This window comes from Sphaerisporangium sp. NPDC051011 (genome assembly GCF_040653595.1).
Classification (GTDB): Bacteria; Actinomycetota; Actinomycetes; order Streptosporangiales; family Streptosporangiaceae; genus Sphaerisporangium.
The window spans coordinates 216836-235104 of record NZ_JBFAGG010000004.1 but is presented as its reverse complement, the minus strand read 5'-3'; the positions used below and the strand labels follow the sequence as shown (position 1 = coordinate 235104).

Sequence of the window (18269 nt, the reverse complement as noted above, 5' to 3'; positions counted from 1 at the left end):
CTTCGTGGGAGCGCTCCCAAATCTCGCCCACGAGGACGCTCGTGGGATCACGACCGAGGGATCCAGCACATCGTGGGGCCCGACTGTCGGGGCCGGCCCTCGATGCACCTCCCGAATACGGGCAACCACCTGAGAGGGGTCCGGAGATGACGAACAAAGCGCGCCGCGGCAGGATGCTCGCGGTCGCATCGGTGATGACGGCCGCGCTGGGCGTCACCGCAGCGTGCTCGTCCGGCGACGGCGGCGACACCGCGGGGTCCGCCGGCACGTCCTCCGCCGCCGCGGAGAAGATCACCCTTACGCTGCAGACCTTCGGCGGCGGCACCAACTTCGGCTACAAGGCCGCGGTGGAGAAGTGGAACGCCGAGCACCCGAACGTCCAGGTGAAGTACAACAACCTGACCGACAGCTTCGAGAACGTCTACTGGCCGCAGATGCTGCAGTGGCTGCAGTCGGGCACGGGCGCCGGCGACGTCGTGGGCATCGACGAGGGCGGCATGGGCCTCGCCAAGGCGCGCCCGCAGTTCTTCACCGACCTCGGCCAGTACGGCCTGCAGAGCCGCCAGTCCGACTTCCCCGCGTGGAAGTGGGAGAACGGCATCAACTCGGAGGGCAAGCTGTTCGCCCTCGGCACCGACGTCGGCGGCATGAGCATCTGCTATCGCACGGACCTGTTCAAGAAGGCCGGCCTGCCCACCGACCGCGACGAGGTCTCCAAGCTGTGGAGCGGCGGCTGGGACGACTTCATCAAGGCCGGGCAGGACTTCCAGGCCAAGGTCAAGGACGCCAAGTTCGTCGACAGCGTCAACACCATCTACAACGTGGTGCTGTCGCAGGAGGCCGCCAAGAACGGCAACGTGACCTACTTCGACAAGGACCAGCAGCTCATCGTCGACAAGAACCCGGCCGTCAAGACCGCGTTCGACTTCACCCAGAAGATCAGCGAGGCGGGCCTGACGGCCAAGCTGCAGAACTTCACCGACCCGTGGAACACCGGCTTCGTGAAGTCGCAGTTCGCGACGCTCGGCTGCCCGGGCTGGATGCTCGGCGTCGTGTCGGGCACGGCCGGCGACGAGTTCAAGGGCAAGTGGGACGTCGCGACCGTGCCGGGTGGCGGCGGCAACTGGGGCGGCTCCTGGCTCGCGGTGCCCAAGCAGTCCAAGCACCCGAAGGAGGCCGCCGAGCTGGCGAGCTACCTGACCGGCCCCGAGGCCCAGCTCATGGCCTTCAAGGAGGGCGGCAACCTTCCGAGCACGATCCCGGCGCAGGACGACCCCGAGCTGCAGAGCGCGACCAACGAGTACTTCGGCAACGCGCCGATCGGCAAGATCTTCGGGCCGTCCATCAAGTCGCTCCAGCCGACCTTCCTCGGCGAGAAGCACGCCCAGGTGAAGCGCGAGGTGGAGCAGGTCGTCACCGGCATGGACCAGGGCTCGGTGCCCTACGCCGAGGCGTGGCAGAAGTTCGTCGAGGCGGGCCAGAAGGCGGCGGGCTGACCGTCCCCTGAACGTCACCGGCCCGCCGCACGATCCCCGGCGGGCCGGTGCCCCTCCCATCGACCGTTATCGACGAGCGAAGGAGCAGAGGGCTCCCCTCCCCGCGGCCTCCCCCGGCCGCGGGCCGGGCCCCGCACTACCGATGAGCGTCAACCTCCACACCCAGCGGGCGGATCCGGCGCCACCCCCTTCCCGGACGGGCCGCCGCCACACCCGCCCCCCGAACTCCTTCTGGTCCCGGCTCGACCTGAAGGCGACCCCGTACTTCCTGATCTCCCCGTACTTCCTGCTGTTCGCGGTCTTCGGCCTGTTCCCCCTGGTGTTCACCCTCTGGGTGTCGATGCAGGACTACGGCCTCGCCGGCGGCGAGGCGTCCTTCACCGGGCTGGACAACTACACCAAGCTTCTGGCGGACGGCGACTTCTGGAACGCCGTGGTCAACACGGTCGGCATCTTCGTCCTGGCCACGGTCCCGCAGCTCGTCCTGGCCCTGCTGCTGGCCAACGCGCTCAACAAGCGGCTGCGCGGGCGGCTGTTCGTCCGCCTCGGCGTCCTGCTGCCGCTGGTCACCTCGGTGGTGGCGGTGGCCATCGTCTTCACCCAGCTCTACGGCCGCGACTTCGGCCTGTTCAACTGGCTGCTCGACCTGCTCGGCGTCGACAAGCACATCGACTGGCAGAGCGCCAAGTGGTCGTCCTGGACCGCCATCGCCACCATGGTGGACTGGCGGTGGACCGGCTACAACGCGATCATCTACCTCGCCGGCATGCAGACCATCCCCCGCGAGCTGTACGAGGCGGCGTCGATCGACGGGGCCTCCCCGCGCCGGCAGTTCTGGAGCATCACGCTCCCGATGATCCGGCCCACGATCATGTTCACCGTCTTCGTGTCCACGATCGGCGGGCTCACCCTGTTCGCCGAACCGGTCATGTTCGGCAGCAACCGCATGGACGGCGGCACCACCGGCCAGTTCCAGACCATCGCGATGTACATCGTCGAACAGGGCTTCAGGAACTTCGACTACGGCTACGCGGCGGCGGCCGCCTGGCTGCTGTTCGTCCTGATCCTCCTCGGCGTCGCGATCAACTACACGTTCGTCCGCCGGATCGGAGGCGCCAGGTGACCGCGCTCACGCAGGCCCGGCCGGCGCAGGCGGTGAAGGGGCGCGACAAGCGGGATCCCTTCCGCGCCACGCCCCTCACCAAGGTCGCGCTCGGCTTCACGCTCATCCTGTCGATCTTCCCGATCTACTGGATGGTCATCATCGCCTCGCGGACGAACTCCGACGCCGTGGACGTGCCGCCGCCCCTGCTGCCGGGCGGCAACCTCGGCGAGAACGTCCAGCGCGTGCTGGCCACCGAGGACGCGCACTTCCTCACCGGCCTGCTCAACTCGCTGATCGTCACCTCCACGGTGACGCTCTCCGTCGTGATCATCTCGACGTTCGCCGGCTTCGCCTTCGCGCGGCTGCACTTCCGCGGCCGCAACCTGCTGCTCGGGTCGATCCTGCTCACCATGATGGTGCCGCTGCAGCAGATGGGCATCGTGCCGCTCTACCAGCTGATGGTGGACCTCGGCTGGGTCGGCTCGCTCAAGGCGGTGATCCTGCCGTACCTGCTCAACGGCTTCGGCGTGTTCATGATGACGCAGTACACCGACCAGGCCGTGCCCGAGGAGCTGGTCGAGGCGGCCCGGGTGGACGGCGCCTCCACGCTGCGGATCTGGTGGAACGTGATCCTGCCCGCCGTACGGCCGGGCATGGCGGTCCTGGCGCTGCAGACGTTCATGCTCAACTGGAACGAGTTCATGTGGCCCCTGATCGTCCTGACTCCGGAGAACCCCACGGTGCAGGTCTCGATCAGCTTCCTCACCGCGGCCCATACCACCGACTACGTGCTCATCTTCACCGGCACGGCCCTGTCGGTACTCCCGCTCATCGTCGTTTTCGTCGCGTTCGGCCGGCAGATCGTCGGCGGACTCATGGAAGGTGCGGTCAAAGCGTGACCACGCAGGAGACTCAACCCGGCACCGACGCCCCCACCCTGACGTTCCCCCCCGGCTTCGTCTGGGGGGCGGCCACCTCGGCCTACCAGATCGAGGGGGCGACGACCGCCGACGGGCGCGGCACCTCCATCTGGGACACGTTCGTCCGCCGCCCCGGGCGCGTGCTCAACGGCGAGAACGCCGACGTCGCCATCGACCACTACCACCGCTACCGCGACGACGTCGCGATGATGGCCGAGCTCGGCCTGACCGCCTACCGGTTCTCGGTGTCCTGGCCGAGGATCATGCCCGACGGCGCGGGCGCGGTGAACCAGGCCGGGCTCGACTTCTACCGGCGGCTCGTCGACGAGCTGCTCGCGCACGGCGTCGACCCGTACCTGACCCTGTACCACTGGGACCTGCCGCAGGCCCTGGAGGACGCCGGGGGCTGGCCCGCCCGGGACACGGCCAAGCGCTTCGCCGACTTCGCGGCCCGCGTCCACCAGGCCCTCGGCGACCGCGTGCGCGACTGGAGCACGGTCAACGAGCCGTGGTGCGCCGCCTTCCTGGGCTACGCCTCCGGCGAGCACGCCCCCGGGCGGCGCGAGCCGGCCGCGTCCATCAGGGCCGCCCACCACCTCAACCTGGCCCACGGGCTGTCGGTGCAGGCCCTGCGCGCGCAGGACCCGGGCTCGCGCATCGGCGGCTCGGTCAACCTGTACGCGGTGACCCCCGCCACCGGCGCCCCCGCCGACCTGGAGGCCGCCCGGCGCATCGACGGCCTGCAGAACCGCTTCTTCCTCGACGCGCTGCTGAAGGGCGCCTACCCCGAGGACGTCCTGGCCGACCTCTCCGCCGTCACCGAGATCGACTTCATCCGGGACGGCGACATGGAGACCATCTCCACCCCGTTCGACACGCTGATGGTGAACTACTACAGCAGGTTCACCGTGTCGGGCGCCGCGGGCGGCTCCTCGTCCGCCGCCGCCGCGCCGACCGGTACCGGGTCGCCGTGGCCGGGCAGCGAGCACGTCTCCTTCGTCAGCGGCGGCCGCCCGGTCACCTCGATGGGCTGGGAGATCGACGATCTCGGCCTGTACGAGGTGCTCCAGCGGGTCGCCACCGACTACCCGGGCATCCCGCTGATCGTCGCCGAGAACGGGGCGGCGTTCGACGACGTCCTCGACGGGGGTGAGATCGACGACCAGGATCGGCTGGCCTTCATCGACTCCCACCTGCGCGCCTGCCACGCCGCGATCGAGGCGGGAGTGCCGCTCCAGGGGTACTTCGCCTGGTCGCTGATGGACAATTTCGAGTGGGCCTGGGGGTACGGCAAGCGTTTCGGCCTCGTGTACGTCGACTACCCGACCCAGCGCAGGACTCCGAAGGCGAGCGCGCACTGGTATGCCGGCACGATCCGCCGAGGCGGTCTGCGCGGTCCGGCAGAATAGGCCCTGACGTCAGGAGGGGGCACTTTCCATGAACGGGGACCGCCGCTCGGGAGCGCGACCGACCCTCGAGGCCGTCGCCGCTCGCGCCGGGGTCGGCCGCGGCACGGTCTCGCGTGTCATCAACGGCTCGCCGAAGGTCAGCGAGAAGGCGCGCGACGCCGTCCAGCAGGCGATCGACGAACTCGGCTACGTGCCGAACCGGGCGGCGCGCACCCTGGTCACCAGGCGCACCGACACGATCGCGCTGGTCGTGTCCGAGTCCGAGCAGCGCATCTTCGACGAGCCGTTCTTCGCGGGCATCATCCGCGGCATCGGCTCGGCGCTGTCGGAGACCGGGCTCCAGCTCATCCTCACCATGGCCCAGTCGCGCGACGAGCACGACCGGCTGGAGCTGTATCTGACCGGCCAGCACGTCGACGGCGTGCTGCTGATCTCGCTCCACGGGGCCGACCCGCTGCCGGGGCGGCTGGAGGAGATGGGCGTGCCCACCGTCCTCGGCGGCCGCCCGGTCGGGTTCACCCCGTACAGCTACGTCGACGTGGACAACCGCGCGGGCGCCCGGCAGGCCGTCAAGTACCTGCTCGGCAAGGGCCGGCGGCGCATCGCCACCATCGCCGGCACGCAAGACATGGGCGTGGGCGTCGACCGCCTCGCCGGCTACCGCGACGCGCTGCTGGCCACAGGCATGCCCGAGCTGGTCGCCTACGGTGACTTCCTGGAGCCCAGCGGGGTGGCCGCGATGGAGCGGCTGCTGGAACAGCACCCCACGCTGGACGCGGTGTTCGCCGCCTCCGACGCCATGGCGATCGGCGCGATGCGGGTGCTGAAAGAGCACGGCAGGACGATCCCGGACGACGTCGCGGTGATCGGCTTCGAGGACTCGGCGGTCGCGGCGCAGACCGTCCCCTCGCTGACCAGCGTGCACCAGCCGACCGATGACATGGGGCGGCAGATGGCGCAGCTGCTGGTCGCGCGCATCAACGGCGAGCGCCTGGAGCAGCCCGTCGTGATCCTCGACACCCACCTGGTCGAGCGCGGCTCGGCCTGAGGCCCTCGCCCGCGCATCGAAGAAGGCCCGCCCGGCGATGGGCGGGCCTTCAGCGTGCCCCGGCGCGGTCGCGCAGGGCCTCCACGCCGACCAGGTCGTCGGGCAGCGCGTCGGGGACGGTGTCGTCGAAGCGGGCCAGCGTCCGCACGCGCATCGCCACCAGCGCCGTCACCGCCATGGCGAGGGCGAAGCAGACGTACATGAAGCCGATGCCGCGCCCGGGCCCCGTGCCGATCAGCGCGCCGGCGGTGGCGGCGAGTGGGCCGTCGTGGGCCAGCAGCGGCTCGAACACCGCCGTGCCGTACGGGGCCACGAGCCCGAAGCCGATGGGCAGCGTGGACCAGGCGACCAGCGTGTTCAGGGCGATCACCCGGCCGTGGAAGCGCTGCGGGACCTTGACCTGGATGATCGTGGCGTAGACGCCGTTGAGGAGCGTCAGCCACAACGACATCCCGAACGACCCGATCCCGATCACGAGCAGATCGTTCCGAAGGCCCGTGACCAGGCAGAACACCGAGAGGGCGAGGGTGGCGAGCAGCACACCGCGCAGGCGCCCGCGTCGCGGCCCGCCCCACACGGTCATGACCAGACCGCCGAGGAACGCCCCGAGCCCGCCCGCGAAGGCCACCCGCCCGACGTCGGCCAGCGTGGCGAACGACAGCACCAGCGGGGAGATCATCAGGAACAGCGGTGACAGGAAGATGTTCAGCACGGCGAAGAACAGCAGCATGGCGCGGAACGACCGGTCGCCCCAGGAGTGGCGGAAGCCGTGCACCATCTCGGCCACCACGGACTCGCGCCGCTTCCACGCCATCGAGGACGGGAACCTGACGAGCGCCACGCTGAGGATCGCGGCCGCGTAGCTCGCCACATCGATCACCAGGATGCCGGACAGGCCGATCGTGGCCATCAGCCCGGCGGCGACCAGGGGGACGATGAGCTGGGAGGTACCGACGGCCATCTGCACGATGCCGTTCGCGTGGCCGAGGTACCGCTTGGGCACGAGCTGCGGGATCGCCGAGCCGTAGGCCACGCGCTGGAAGGTGAGGGAGACCGACAGCAGCACCAGCAGCGGGTAGATGTGCCAGGTCTGGAGGTTGCCGGTCCACAGCAGCACGCCGAGGACCAGTTGCGTGCAGCCCGCGCCGACGTCTCCGGCGAGCATCACGCGGCGGCGGTCCGACCGGTCCACGATGGCGCCGGCCAGCGGGGACACCAGCATGCCGGGCACCAGGCCGAGCACGGCGAACAACGCGAAGCCGACCAGCGAACCGGTGGTGATGTAGATCCAGATCGGGATGGCGAACTCGGTGAGCGCCGACCCGGTGATCGACAGGAGCTGCCCGGCGGCCACGATCCCGAACCGCCGCATGCTGGGCCGGGGCCCGCCGCGGGTCTCCGGGGCGCCCGGCGCGGTGCGGGCCGGGCCGGAGCCGTCCTGAGCGGCCGGGCCGGAGCCGTTGAGAGCGGTCGCGGGACCGTCCTTCGCGGCGGCGTGCGCACGGGGGACGGCCGGGGAGGTGTCGTGGAGCCACCAGGTGGAGTCCTCGCCGCGCAGGTACGGCTCGGTGCGACCGGTCGCGATGGCCGGGTGGACCTCGGTGAGGATCCTCGCCAGCTCCCGCGCCCGATATTTCATGAAGAAGTGGCCCGCCTCGTCCAGCACCGCCAGGGCCGCCGAGTCCGACACGCAGTGCCACTCGCGGAAACGCTCCTGGTAGAACTCGGTGGCGGGATCCCGCTCCCCCACGACGGCGACCACCGGAGCGCGGAACGGCGGCGTGCGCTCCTCGAAGAGCCGCCCGAAGTACCGCTCCGCCTCGCGCGTGCCCTGCCGCCGGTTGCGGATGATGAGCTTGAGCTGCTCGGGGTCGATCCGGTCGACGTCCATGCCCGCCGCCGTGAGCGCATTGGCCATGACCTGGTCGCTGCGCAGGCGCTCCAGCGCGTCCGACACCCTGGACACGATGCCCCTCGGCCGGGCGAACGGGAAGATGCCGCCGAGGTAGACCGCGTCGACGGTGCGCCCCGCGGCCTCCAGGCGGCGCACGATCTCCACCGCCAGCATCACGCCGAGCCCGCAGTGCCCGTACACGACCAGCGGGCCGCCGGGGACCGCGGCGAGGATCTCCTCGACGCAGCCGGACGCGACCTCGCCGATCGGGCGCGACGACTCCCCGAGCTCGTGCCCGGGGACGGCGATCGAGTACAGTGCCCACTCCTGCGGCAGGGCGTCGGCGAGGTCCTTGTAGATCACCGCGCTCCCCCCGCCGTACGGCGCGCAGACCAGGCTCGCGGTCGTGCGCCGCGCCGGGGTGAGCCGGTGCAGCAGCGTGCGGGGACCGTCGTCGCCCGCCTCCATGAGGCGGGCCAGCGCGCGCACCGTGGAGTGCTTGAACAGGTCCATGATCGTGACGGGGTGGGCGTCCGTGCCGTTCATGGAGCGCAGCCGGGCGATCACCTGCATGGCGAGCAGCGAGTGCCCGCCGAGGTCGAAGAAGTCGTCCAGCGCGCCGACGCGGTCCAGCCCGAGCACCTTCGCCCAGACCTCCGCGACCGCCTCCTCCAGCGGGGTCTCCGGTGGGACGTACTCCGCCCGCTGGTCGGGCCGCTCGTCGTCCGGCTCGGGGAGGGCGGCGCGGTCGACCTTGCCGTGGGACTTGAGCGGCACCGCGTCCAGCCAGACGTACCTGGCCGGGACCATGTAGTCCGGGAGCCGCTCGCGGATCCACGCCCGCAGCTCACCGGCGCCCGGCCGGGCGTCCCCGTCCTCCTGGGCGCCGGAGGACGGCTCGGCGGCGACCAGGTAGCCGACCAGGCCCCGGTCGCGCAGGTCCACCACGGCCTGGGCGACGGCGGGGTGCTCCTGGAGCAGGTTCTCGATCTCGCCCAGCTCGACCCGGTAGCCGCGCACCTTGACCTGGAGGTCGCGGCGGCCGAGGAACTGGAGGTTCCCGTCCGGCAGCCACCGGCCGAGGTCCCCGGTGCGGTACATGCGCGCGCCGGGCTCGCCGTACGGGTCCGGCATGAAGCGCTCGGCGGTCGGCCCGGGGCGGCCGAGGTACCCGCGCGCGAGCCGCTCGCCGCCGAGGTACACCTCCCCCGGCACGCCCACCGGGGCGGGACGCAGGTTCTCGTCCAGGACGTAGGCGCGGGCTCCGGGCAGCGGCCGGCCGATGGGCAGCGTGGGCGCCGTGTCCGGGACCGCCGGGTCCACGCGCAGGGTGGTGACGCCGACCGTGGCCTCGGTGGGGCCGTAGTGGTTGACGACGGCGCACCTGCCGAGCGCCGCCAGTTCCCTGGCCCACGCCCACGGGGACGCCTCGCCGCCGAGCACCAGGAGCCGCCGGGGCAGCAGCGCGTCCGGGGCGGCCTCGGCCAGCAGGGCGGCGAGGTGCGACGGCGTGATCTTCAGGTAGTCGATGCCGGTCGCGGCGAAGTGGCGGACGAGGTCCGGCGCGGCCGTGCGGGACGGGATGAGGTGCAGGGTGCCGCCGGTCATCAGCGACAGGTAGAAGACGGTCACGCCGAAGTCGAAGGCCAGTGACTGGAGCAGCGCGAACGTCCCGCCGGGCTCGAACCCGTCCCCGTTCCCGGCCCCAGGGGACGCGGCGGACCCCGGGGACGCCGCGTCGCGCATGTGGGCGGCGAACCGTTCGCGCACGCCGGACAGGTAGAGCAGGACCTCGCGGTGCTGCACGGCGACGCCCTTGGGCTTGCCGGTGGTGCCAGAGGTGTAGATGACGTAGGCCAGGTCGCGGCCGGTCACCGGGCTCGCGACGGGCCCGGGGTCCACGCCGTCCAGCACGCATATGTCCAGGCACACAGTGGTGAGCCGGCCCTCGGCCGGCGCGGCCGAGGCGGTTGGCCCAGTGGACGGGCTGAAGGGGGTGGACGGCGTGAACACAGACCCGGCGGGGCCGGTGGCCGGGGATGGAGGGACGGTTTCGGTGGGGGCGGGGTTTCCCGGCAGGTGGCGGGCCAGGGGCGTCGTGGTGATCACGACGCGGACGCCCGCGTCGGCCAGCGCGTGCGCCAGCCGCTCCTCCGGGTGCTCCGGATCGAGCGGGACGTAGGCCCCGCCCGCCTTGAGCACGCCGACGACGGCGACGGCCAGCTCGGTGGACTGCTCCAGGAGGATGGCGACCCGCTCGCCCGGGCCCACGCCGAGCCCCGTCAGGTGCCGGGCCAGGCGGTTGGAGCGCGCGTCCAGCTCGGCGTAGGTGAGCGAGGTCTCGCCGTGCACGACGGCGGTGGCGGCCGGGGTGCGCGCCGCCTGGGCGGTGACGAGCTGGTGCAGGAGCTCGCAGGGCGGGGGCTCGGGGGCCGGGGAGGCGGCGAACTCCAGGGCGGGGCCGTACGGGAGCTCGACGCGGGAGATCCGGACGCCGGGGTCGGCGACGACCGAGCGGAGGATGCTCTCGAAGTGGCCGGCCATCCGGGCCACGGTCTCCGGCAGGAACAAGGCCGTGTTAAAGGTGAAATTTACCCATAAGCCGCCGTCGGGGGTCTCGTTCACGTACAGCGCCAGGTCGAAGCGCGTCACGTTCGTCTCGAACGGGAACCCCGTCATCGTGAAGCCCGGCGGCTCGGGCGCCCTGCCGTCCTTGCCCCGGTAGTTCTGCAGCGCGAAGAGCACCTGGAAGACCGGCGAGCGGCTGACGTCCCGCTCGACCCCCAGCTCGTTCACGAGCTGGTCGAAGGGCAGCTCCTGGTGGGCGTAGGCGTCCAGCGCCGTCTCGCGGCAGCGGCCGAGCAGCTCGGCGAAGGTCGGGTCGCCGGACAGGTCGGCGCGCAGCGGCAGCGTGTTCACGAACACGCCCACCACCGGCTCCAGCTCGGGCAGCCCGCGCCCGCTGATCGGCGAGCCGACCGCGAAGTCCGTCGCGCCCGAGTGGCGCGCGAGCAGCACCTGGAAGGCGGCCATCAGCGTCATGTACGGCGTGGCCCCGTGCGCGTCGCCGAGACCGGCGATCGCCGAGGCCAGCGCGGCGTCCAGCGGGAAGCCGTGCGCGGCGCCGTCGAAGACCTGGGTGGCCGGTCGCGGCAGGTCCGCGGGCAGCTCCAGCGGGGACAGGCCCGCGAGCCGCCGCTTCCAGTAGGCGACGTCGCGCTCGTAGGCGGGGGTGCCCATGCGCCCGCGCTGCCAGATCGCGTAGTCGCCGTACTGGACCGCGAGCGGGGGAAGCGCGGGCGCGCGCCCGGCCCTGTGGTCGTCGTGCAGCGTGAGGATCTCGCGGATGAGGATGTCGCAGGACCAGCCGTCGGTCACGGCGTGGTCCATGGTGAGCAGCAGCACGTGGTCGCGCGGGCCGAGCCGTACCAGCAGCGCCCGCAGCAGCGGACCTTCCGCGAGGTCGAACGGGCGGACGATCTCCTCGTGCACCAGCACGCGGGCGCCCTTCTCACCATCGGCCGCCGCGACGCGCAGGGAGATCCGGGGTTCGGCGTCCACGACCACCTCGGGCCGCCCGTCGCCGGTGGTGACGAACCGGGTGCGCAGGCTCTCGTGGCGGGCCGTGACGTCGGCGAGGGCCCGGCGCAGGCAGTCCTCGTCCAGCTCGCCGGTCAGCCGCACCGAGAACGGCACAACGTACGCGGCCGTGCCGGGCACGTACTGCTCCAGGAACCAGAACCGCTCCTGGGCGTGCGAGAGCGGCGGGACGGTCCCCTTGGGGCGCGCGGCGATCGTCGTCACCGCCGCACGCCGGCGCAGCCGCTGGGCCAGCAGAGCCTGCTTGGCCGACGACAGGTCCGCGGTCACTGCCCCTCCAACGGGTCGGGCGCGGTTTCGAGCAGACGGAGGGCCTCCTCGTCGGAGAGTCCCTCCAGCTCTTCCAGCAGGAGTTCCTCCAGCGCGGCGGCCAGTTCGGCCACCGTCCGGCGGGCGAAGATCGTGCGGATCGGCATGTCGACCTCGACGTCGGCCCGCAGGCGGGCGGTGACCCGTACGGCGAGCAGCGAATGGCCGCCGAGGTGGAAGAAGTCGTCCAGCGCGCCGACCCGCTCCAGGTCGAGCACCTCGGCCCAGATCTCCGCCACCAGGCGCTCGGCGTCGGTCCTCGGCTCCACGAACCGCGTCTCGCGCTCGCGTTCGACCTCGGGCAGGGCCGCGCGGTCGACCTTGCCGCTCGGGGTCAGCGGCAGCCGGTCGAGCCGCGTCCACAGGCCGGGCACCATGTACGGCGGCAGCGTCTCGGCGGCGTGCCGCCGCAGGTCGTCGAACGACGCGGAACCGGCGACGAAGGCCACGAGCGTGTCGTCGCGGACCGCGACGGCGGCCTCGCCCACGCCGGGATGGGCCAGCAGCCGGGCCTCCACCTCGCCGGGCTCGATCCGGTACCCGCGCACCTTGACCTGGTCGTCCAGGCGGCCGAGGAACTCCAGGCGCCCGTCGGCCCGCACGCGGGCGCGGTCGCCCGTGCGGTACAGCCGCGATCCGGGCGGCCCGGACGGGTCCGGCACGAAGCGCTCGGCCGTGAGGGCGGGCCGTCCGAGGTAGCCCCGGGCGACGCCCGCGCCGCCGACGCACAGCTCGCCGGGCACGGCGGGCGGGACGACCGCACCCCGGGCGTCCATGACGTGGACGGTCGTCTCGGCGATCGGCCACCCGATCGGGGGCCGCGATCCGCCGTCGTCGTCCAGGTCCGTGGCGGTGGCGATGATCGTGGTCTCGGTCGGGCCGTAGGTGTTGACCAGCCGGACCCGGTCCCCGAACCGCGCGCGCCACCGCGCCACGGCGGCCGCGTGGACCTGCTCGCCGCCGAGGATCACCAGGCGCAGCGACTCCGGCCACCGGACCTCGTCGATCAGGTCCACGAGCCGGTGCCAGTAGGCCGTGGGCAGGTCGAGCACGGTGACACCGGACGACCCGGACGACCCGGACGACCCTGATGGCGCGGATGGCGCGGATGGCGCGGCCAGGTGGTCGGGCAGGGACGCGCCGCCGTCGGGCAGCATGACCACGGCGGCCCCGGCGGCCAGGGCCGGGAAGATCTCCTCGGCGTGGGTGTCGAAGCCGAGCGAGGCGAACTGGACGACCCGGTCGGCGGGGCCCAGCTCGTAGGCGTCCCGCATCCACCGGACCCGCGCCGCGAGCCCGCCGTGCTCCACCACCACGCCCTTCGGCGTCCCGGTCGACCCGGAGGTGTAGATGACGTACGCGGCCGCGCCCGGGTCCGTCCCGCCCACGCCGTCCGTGCCCTCCGAGCCGCCGTCCCGGACCGCCGGGCCCGAGCCCGTGGGCCGTCCGGTGGCGTCCACCACGACCGTGGCGACGGTGGCGGGCAGCAGCGGCGCGCGCTCCGGGTCGGTGACGACCAGGCGGACGCCCGCGTCCCGGATCATGGCGGCCAGCCGCTCGGCGGGGTGCTCGGGGTCGAGGGGAAGGTACCCGGCGCCCGCGTGCCAGGCGGCCAGCAGGGCGGCCACGGCGCCGGGCGAGCGGCCCAGGCAGACGCCGACCAGCTCGTGTCCGCGCAGCTCCGCCGCCAGCGCGCGGGCGCGTTCGTCCAGCTCGGCATAGGTGGTGGTCTCGCCGCCGCATTCCACCGCGATGGCGCCGGGCGTCCGGCGGACGGTGGCCGCGACCAGCTCGGGGACGGAAAGGGACGCGCTCGCGCGACCGGCGGGCGTGAGGGCGTCGAGGCCGGGTACGGCCCCGGGCCCGGAACCGGAGCCGAGACGGGCCAGCAGGGCGTCGTCGGCGGTGGTGCGCATCGGGAGCGCGGAGACGGGGACGTCCGGTTCGGCCACGGCCCCGGCGAGCAGGACGGCCAGGCGTCCGGCCATGTTCTCGATCGTGGCGGCGTCGAACATGTCGGCGTCGTAGCCGAACAGCAGCGTCAGGTCGTCCTCGCCGCGCCACGCCTCCAGCATGACGTCGTACTTCGCGTGCTCGGCTCCGGCGTGGAAGGGATCGGACGGCAGTCCGTCGAACGGCTGTGAGCCGCCGGTCTCCTCGGTGTGCAGGATCAGCATGGTCTGGAAGAGCGGGGTCGTTCCGGTGTCGCGCTCGACTCCGAGGTCCGCCAGGAGCCGCTCGAACGGGATCTCCTGGTGGGTGTGCGCGTCCAGCACGGTCTCGCGCACGCGGCCGAGCAGGCCGGCGAAGGACGGGTCCCCCGCCAGGTCGGCCCGAAGGACCAGGGTGTTGGTGAGGTAGCCGACGACCCGCTCCAGTTCGACGCGGTCGCGTCCGGCCGTGGGGGACCCGACGGCGAAGTCGTCCTGGCCGCTGTGGCGCGCCAGCAGCACCTGGTAGGCGGCCAGCAGCACCATGAACAGGGTGGCGCCGTGCCGCCTGCCGGTGCGCTCCAGCGCGGCGGCGAGGTCGCCGGGCAATGTGAGGCGGTGGGTTCCGGCGCGCCGGGCGGCGCTCACCGGGCGCGTCCCCGTCGAACTGGAGCGGTCGGCGGGCAGGTCGAGCGGGGGCAGGGCGCGCAGGCGGTCGCGCCAGTACGCGAGCGCGTCGTCGTGGTCGTCGCGCAGACGCCGCCGGTAGGCCACGTCGCCCGGCTGGAGGGGCTGCGGCGGCAGGTCCGGGGGCAGTCCGCGCCGCGCCGCGCCGTACAGGGCCGCGAGGTCGTCGAGCAGGACGGTGAGCGACCAGCCGTCGGCGGCGATGTGGTGGGAGACGAGGCAGATGACGTGGTCCGACGGCGACAGGCCGATGAGCGCGGCCCGGAACGGCGGCGCGGCGGCCAGGTCGAAGGGGGCGTTGACGCGGCCGGCGACCACCCGCCGCGCCTCCTCCTCACCGGTGGCGGCGAGGCGTTCGAACCGCGCCGTGGCGGCCGGCTCGACGGCGGCGAGCGGCGTGCCCTCGTCGTGCGGGTAGCGGGTCCGCAGGCCCTCGTGCCGCGCGACCAGCCCGGTCAGGGCCGTGTCCAGCGCGCCGGCGTCGAGGGGGCCGGTGACGCGGCGGACCAGGTAGACGTTGAAGGAGGTGTCGGCGGGGTCGTACCGGTGCAGGAACCACAGCCGTTCCTGCGCGGCCGAGAGCGGCGCCGGCGCGCCCTCCGGCCTCGGCTCGTACGGCGCGGCGCTCGCGTCCGCCCGTCCCGCCACGGCGGCGAGCCCGGCGACGGTGGGGTGGGTGAACAGCTCGCGCACGGGCACCTGGACACCGAGCGTGCCGGCGAGGCGGGCGACGACCTTGGTGGCCAGCAGGGAGTGGCCGCCGAGGGCGAAGAAGTCGTCGTCCGCGCCGGCCGGGCGGTCCAGGCCGAGGACCTCGGTGAAGACGGCGGCCACCCTGCGCTCGGCCGGGGTCTCCGGCGGGCGTCCCCCGGCGGGGGCGGACGGCCCGGGGCCGGGCAGCGCCCTGCGGTCCAGCTTGCCGTTGGGGGTGAGGGGGAACGCGTCCATCGGGACGTAGACAGAGGGAAGCATGTACGCGGGGAGCCTGTCGGCCAGCGCGGCGCGGTCGGCCTGCCCGATCACGTAGGCGACCAGGGCCTGCCCGCGGACGGCGACGACGGCCTGGCGGACGCCGGGCTGTGCCGCGAGGGCCGTCTCGATCTCGCCGAGCTCGATGCGGTGGCCGCGCAGCTTGACCTGGTCGTCGGAGCGCCCGAGGAAGTCCAGCGTGCCGTCGTGGCGGCGGCGGACGGTGTCGCCGGTGCGGTACAGGCGCGCGCCCGGCGGGCCGTAGGGGTCGGGGACGAACTTCCGCGCGGTGAGCTCCGGGCGGCGCAGGTACCCCTCGGCCACGCCGATACCGCCGATGACCAGCTCGCCCGGCACGCCGGTGGGGAGGCGCCGCAGGTCCGCGTCCACCACGTCCACCACGTGGACCCGGGTACCGGCGATCGGGCGGCCGATCGAGACGTGGCCGGGCCGTTCTGGCACCTCCCACGCGGTGGACCAGATGGTGGTCTCGGTGGGGCCGTACATGTTCCACAGCCGCCGCACCCGGGACCGCAGCTCCTGGGCGAGCGGCAGGGGAAGGGCCTCTCCCCCGGCCAGGGCGGTCACGTCCGGGCCGGTGAAGCCCGCGTCCAGCAGGACGCGCCAGCCGGAGGGGGTGAGCTGGGCGTGGGTCACCCCGCTCGCCTCGATGAGCGCGGCGAGCGCCGCTCCGTCCAGGGCGGTGCCGGGGGGCGCGACGACCGCCCGGCCGCCGGTGGTCAGCGGCAGGTACATCTCCAGGCCGCTGATGTCGAAGGACGGCGAGGTGACGGCGAGCCAGACGTCCGAGGGGCGCGGGCCGAGCAGCTCCGACATCGCCGCCAGGAAGCCCGACAGCGCCCGGTGCGACACCACCACGCCCTTGGGCCGGCCGGTCGAGCCGGAGGTGTAGAGCACGTACGCGGGGTCCTCCGGCCGCGCGCCGTCCCCGCCGGGATGGCCGAGCGGGTCCAGGCGCTCCGGCGCGCCGCTGTGGTCGAACGGATCGAGGGGTTCCAGGGGGAGGATCTTCGCGTCGACGGCGGGAAGCCGGTCCAGCAGGCCGGCCTGGGCCAGGACGATCGCGGCGCCGGAGTCCTGGAGCACCATGGCGACGCGCTCGGCGGGGTAGCCCGGGTCCAGCGGCAGGTAGGCGGCTCCGGCCGTCAGCGTGCCGAGGAAGCCGGCGATCGTCTCCAGGGACCGCTCCGCGAACACCGCGACCAGCGTGCCGCGTCCCGCGCCCTCCGCGCGCAGCCGCCCGGCCACGCGGGACGCGGCGGCCCGCAGCCCGGCGTAGGTCACCTCGACCGGCCCCTGTGTCACGGCGACGGCGTCCGGCGTGCGCGCGGCGGTGGCCGCGAACGCCTCGGCCAGAGTGGGCAGCGCGCGGGCCGGGGCCTCCTGGCCGGGCGGAACGCCGGCGTCCGCGTCGTCCGCGTCTTCCTCGTCGTCCTCGGCTCCGAACAGCGACGACAGGCGTGCGCCGGGGTCGGCGACCGCCGCGGCGAGCAGGGACAGCAGGGACGAGGCGTAGCCGGCCACGGTGGCCGCCTCGAACAGGTCGCTGTTGTAGGTGAAGACCAGCCGCCGCTCGTCGCCCTCGCCGAAGACGTCCACCACCAGGTCGTGGTGGACCTGGTGGTATCCGGCGTCGAGGACCTCGGCCCGCACGCCGGGCAGGTCGAGCCGCGTCTCCCCCATGTCGTGCAGGACGAGCATCGCCTGGAACAGCGGCGCGCGGCTGAGGTCGCGTTCGACGCCCAGCTCGTTCAGCAGCAGCTCGAACGGGACGTCCTGGTGCCGGTAGACCCCGACCGCGGCGGCGCGGGTGCGCCGGAGCAGTTCCCTGATCGGGGGGTCGCCGGACACGTCACCGCGGAACACCAGGGTTCCGGCGAAGTAGCCGACGAGGGTCTCGTACTCCACGCGGTCGCGGCCGCCGATGGCCGAGCCGACGCACAGGTCGTCCTGCCCGCTGTACCGGGCGAGGAGCGCCTGGTAGGCGGCCATGAGCACCATGAAGGTCGTGCAGCGCTCGGCCGCGGCGAGCCGCCGCACCCCGTCCATCAGGCCCGGCGGGAGCGGGACGACCAGGGTCGCGCCGGCGGTGGTGGCGACCGCCGGGCGGGGACGGTCGGTGGGCAGGTCCAGCGGCGGCGCGCCCGCGAGCCGGTCCTTCCAGTAGGCCAGGGACGCGCCGTCGTCGTCGCGCGAACGCTGGGCACGGGCGAAGTCGGCGAAGCGCGCGGGCAGGGGCGGCAGCGGCGACGGCTTCCCCTCGCGGAACGCCGCGTACAGCCGGGCGACCTCGCCGAGGAGCAGCTTCAGCGACCAGCCGTCGCAGACGATGTGATGGACGACCAGGCAGAAGACGTGCTCGCCGGGGCCGAGGCGGGCGAGGCTCGCGCGGATCGGCGGCCCGGCCGCCAGGTCGAACGGGCGGTTCGTCCGCTCGGACAGATACGCGGGCACCTGGGCGGCGTCGAGCTCGGAGAACTCCAGCGTGAACGGCGCGGGGGCGGCGAGTTCCTGGACGGGCCCGCCGTCGCGCGCCGGGAAGCGCGCGCGCAGCGGCTCGTGCCGCGCCACGACCTCGGTGAGGGCCCTCTCGAGCGTCCGCACGTCGAGGGGCCCGCTCAGGCGTACCGCCGTGAACAGGTGATGCGAGGGGTCCCCCGGGTGGAACTGGTCGAGGAACCACAGGCGTTCCTGGCCGAACGACAGGGGGATGTTCTCGGTCGGCTCACGCATGCATTACCTCTGCCGGACTAGGCGGATAAACGGGCTCTTGTCCGTCTTGTCCACTTTGACAAGCGCGCGTCCAAAACAAGCAGGAGATAAGGCACGACGGGAACGCTCCGACGGATCGTCAGGCTAGGGATCGCCGCGCGGCGGCGT

At 73.1% G+C, this 18269-nt stretch carries 7 protein-coding genes; 5 read left to right on the top strand and 2 right to left on the bottom strand.

The genetic code is table 11. The annotated features are described in order from the left end of the window. Positions 1-146: 146 nt before the first annotated feature. The 5 genes from AB0H21_RS11305 to AB0H21_RS11285 all read left to right on the top strand — a co-directional run bounded on the left by AB0H21_RS11305 (position 147) and on the right by AB0H21_RS11285 (position 5978). Positions 147-1496, top strand: coding sequence for an ABC transporter substrate-binding protein (locus AB0H21_RS11305; protein WP_358514623.1), 1350 nt, complete (start codon positions 147-149; stop codon positions 1494-1496). 142 nt (positions 1497-1638) lie between these two features. Beyond that, the gene (locus tag AB0H21_RS11300) at positions 1639-2619 is read left to right on the top strand and encodes a sugar ABC transporter permease (protein WP_358514621.1); all 981 of its coding nucleotides are present in this window, start codon (positions 1639-1641) and stop codon (positions 2617-2619) included. Beyond that, entirely contained in the window at positions 2616-3500 is an 885-nt protein-coding gene (locus AB0H21_RS11295) for a carbohydrate ABC transporter permease (protein WP_358514619.1), read from the top strand. The genes AB0H21_RS11300 and AB0H21_RS11295 overlap by 4 nt, the downstream gene beginning before the upstream one ends. Continuing rightward, positions 3497-4930, top strand: a complete 1434-nt coding sequence (locus tag AB0H21_RS11290; RefSeq protein WP_358514617.1) for a GH1 family beta-glucosidase — start codon at positions 3497-3499, stop codon at positions 4928-4930. Before AB0H21_RS11295 ends, AB0H21_RS11290 begins: the two co-directional genes overlap by 4 nt. 28 nt (positions 4931-4958) lie before the next feature. Beyond that, on the top strand, positions 4959-5978 hold the full coding sequence (locus tag AB0H21_RS11285; RefSeq protein WP_358514615.1) for a LacI family DNA-binding transcriptional regulator: 1020 nt from the start codon (positions 4959-4961) through the stop codon (positions 5976-5978). Between the two features lie 49 nt (positions 5979-6027). Here AB0H21_RS11285 and AB0H21_RS11280 read toward each other — a convergent pair whose 3' ends face one another. Both AB0H21_RS11280 and AB0H21_RS11275 read right to left on the bottom strand, forming a co-directional pair. Beyond that, positions 6028-11742, bottom strand: coding sequence for an amino acid adenylation domain-containing protein (locus AB0H21_RS11280; protein ID WP_358514613.1), 5715 nt, complete (start codon positions 11740-11742; stop codon positions 6028-6030). Continuing rightward, complete coding sequence (locus tag AB0H21_RS11275) at positions 11739-18122, bottom strand: amino acid adenylation domain-containing protein (protein WP_358514611.1); 6384 nt, start codon at positions 18120-18122, stop codon at positions 11739-11741. The genes AB0H21_RS11280 and AB0H21_RS11275 overlap by 4 nt, the downstream gene beginning before the upstream one ends. Between the last annotated feature and the right edge of the window lie 147 nt (positions 18123-18269).

Coding starts and splice junctions, on each gene's coding strand:
- AB0H21_RS11305 (WP_358514623.1), top strand. CDS start 147: ATGACGAACAAAGCGCGCCGCGGCAGGATGCTCGCGGTCGCATCGGTG.
- AB0H21_RS11300 (WP_358514621.1), top strand. CDS start 1,639: ATGAGCGTCAACCTCCACACCCAGCGGGCGGATCCGGCGCCACCCCCT.
- AB0H21_RS11285 (WP_358514615.1), top strand. CDS start 4,959: ATGAACGGGGACCGCCGCTCGGGAGCGCGACCGACCCTCGAGGCCGTC.
- AB0H21_RS11275 (WP_358514611.1), bottom strand. CDS start 18,122: ATGCGTGAGCCGACCGAGAACATCCCCCTGTCGTTCGGCCAGGAACGC.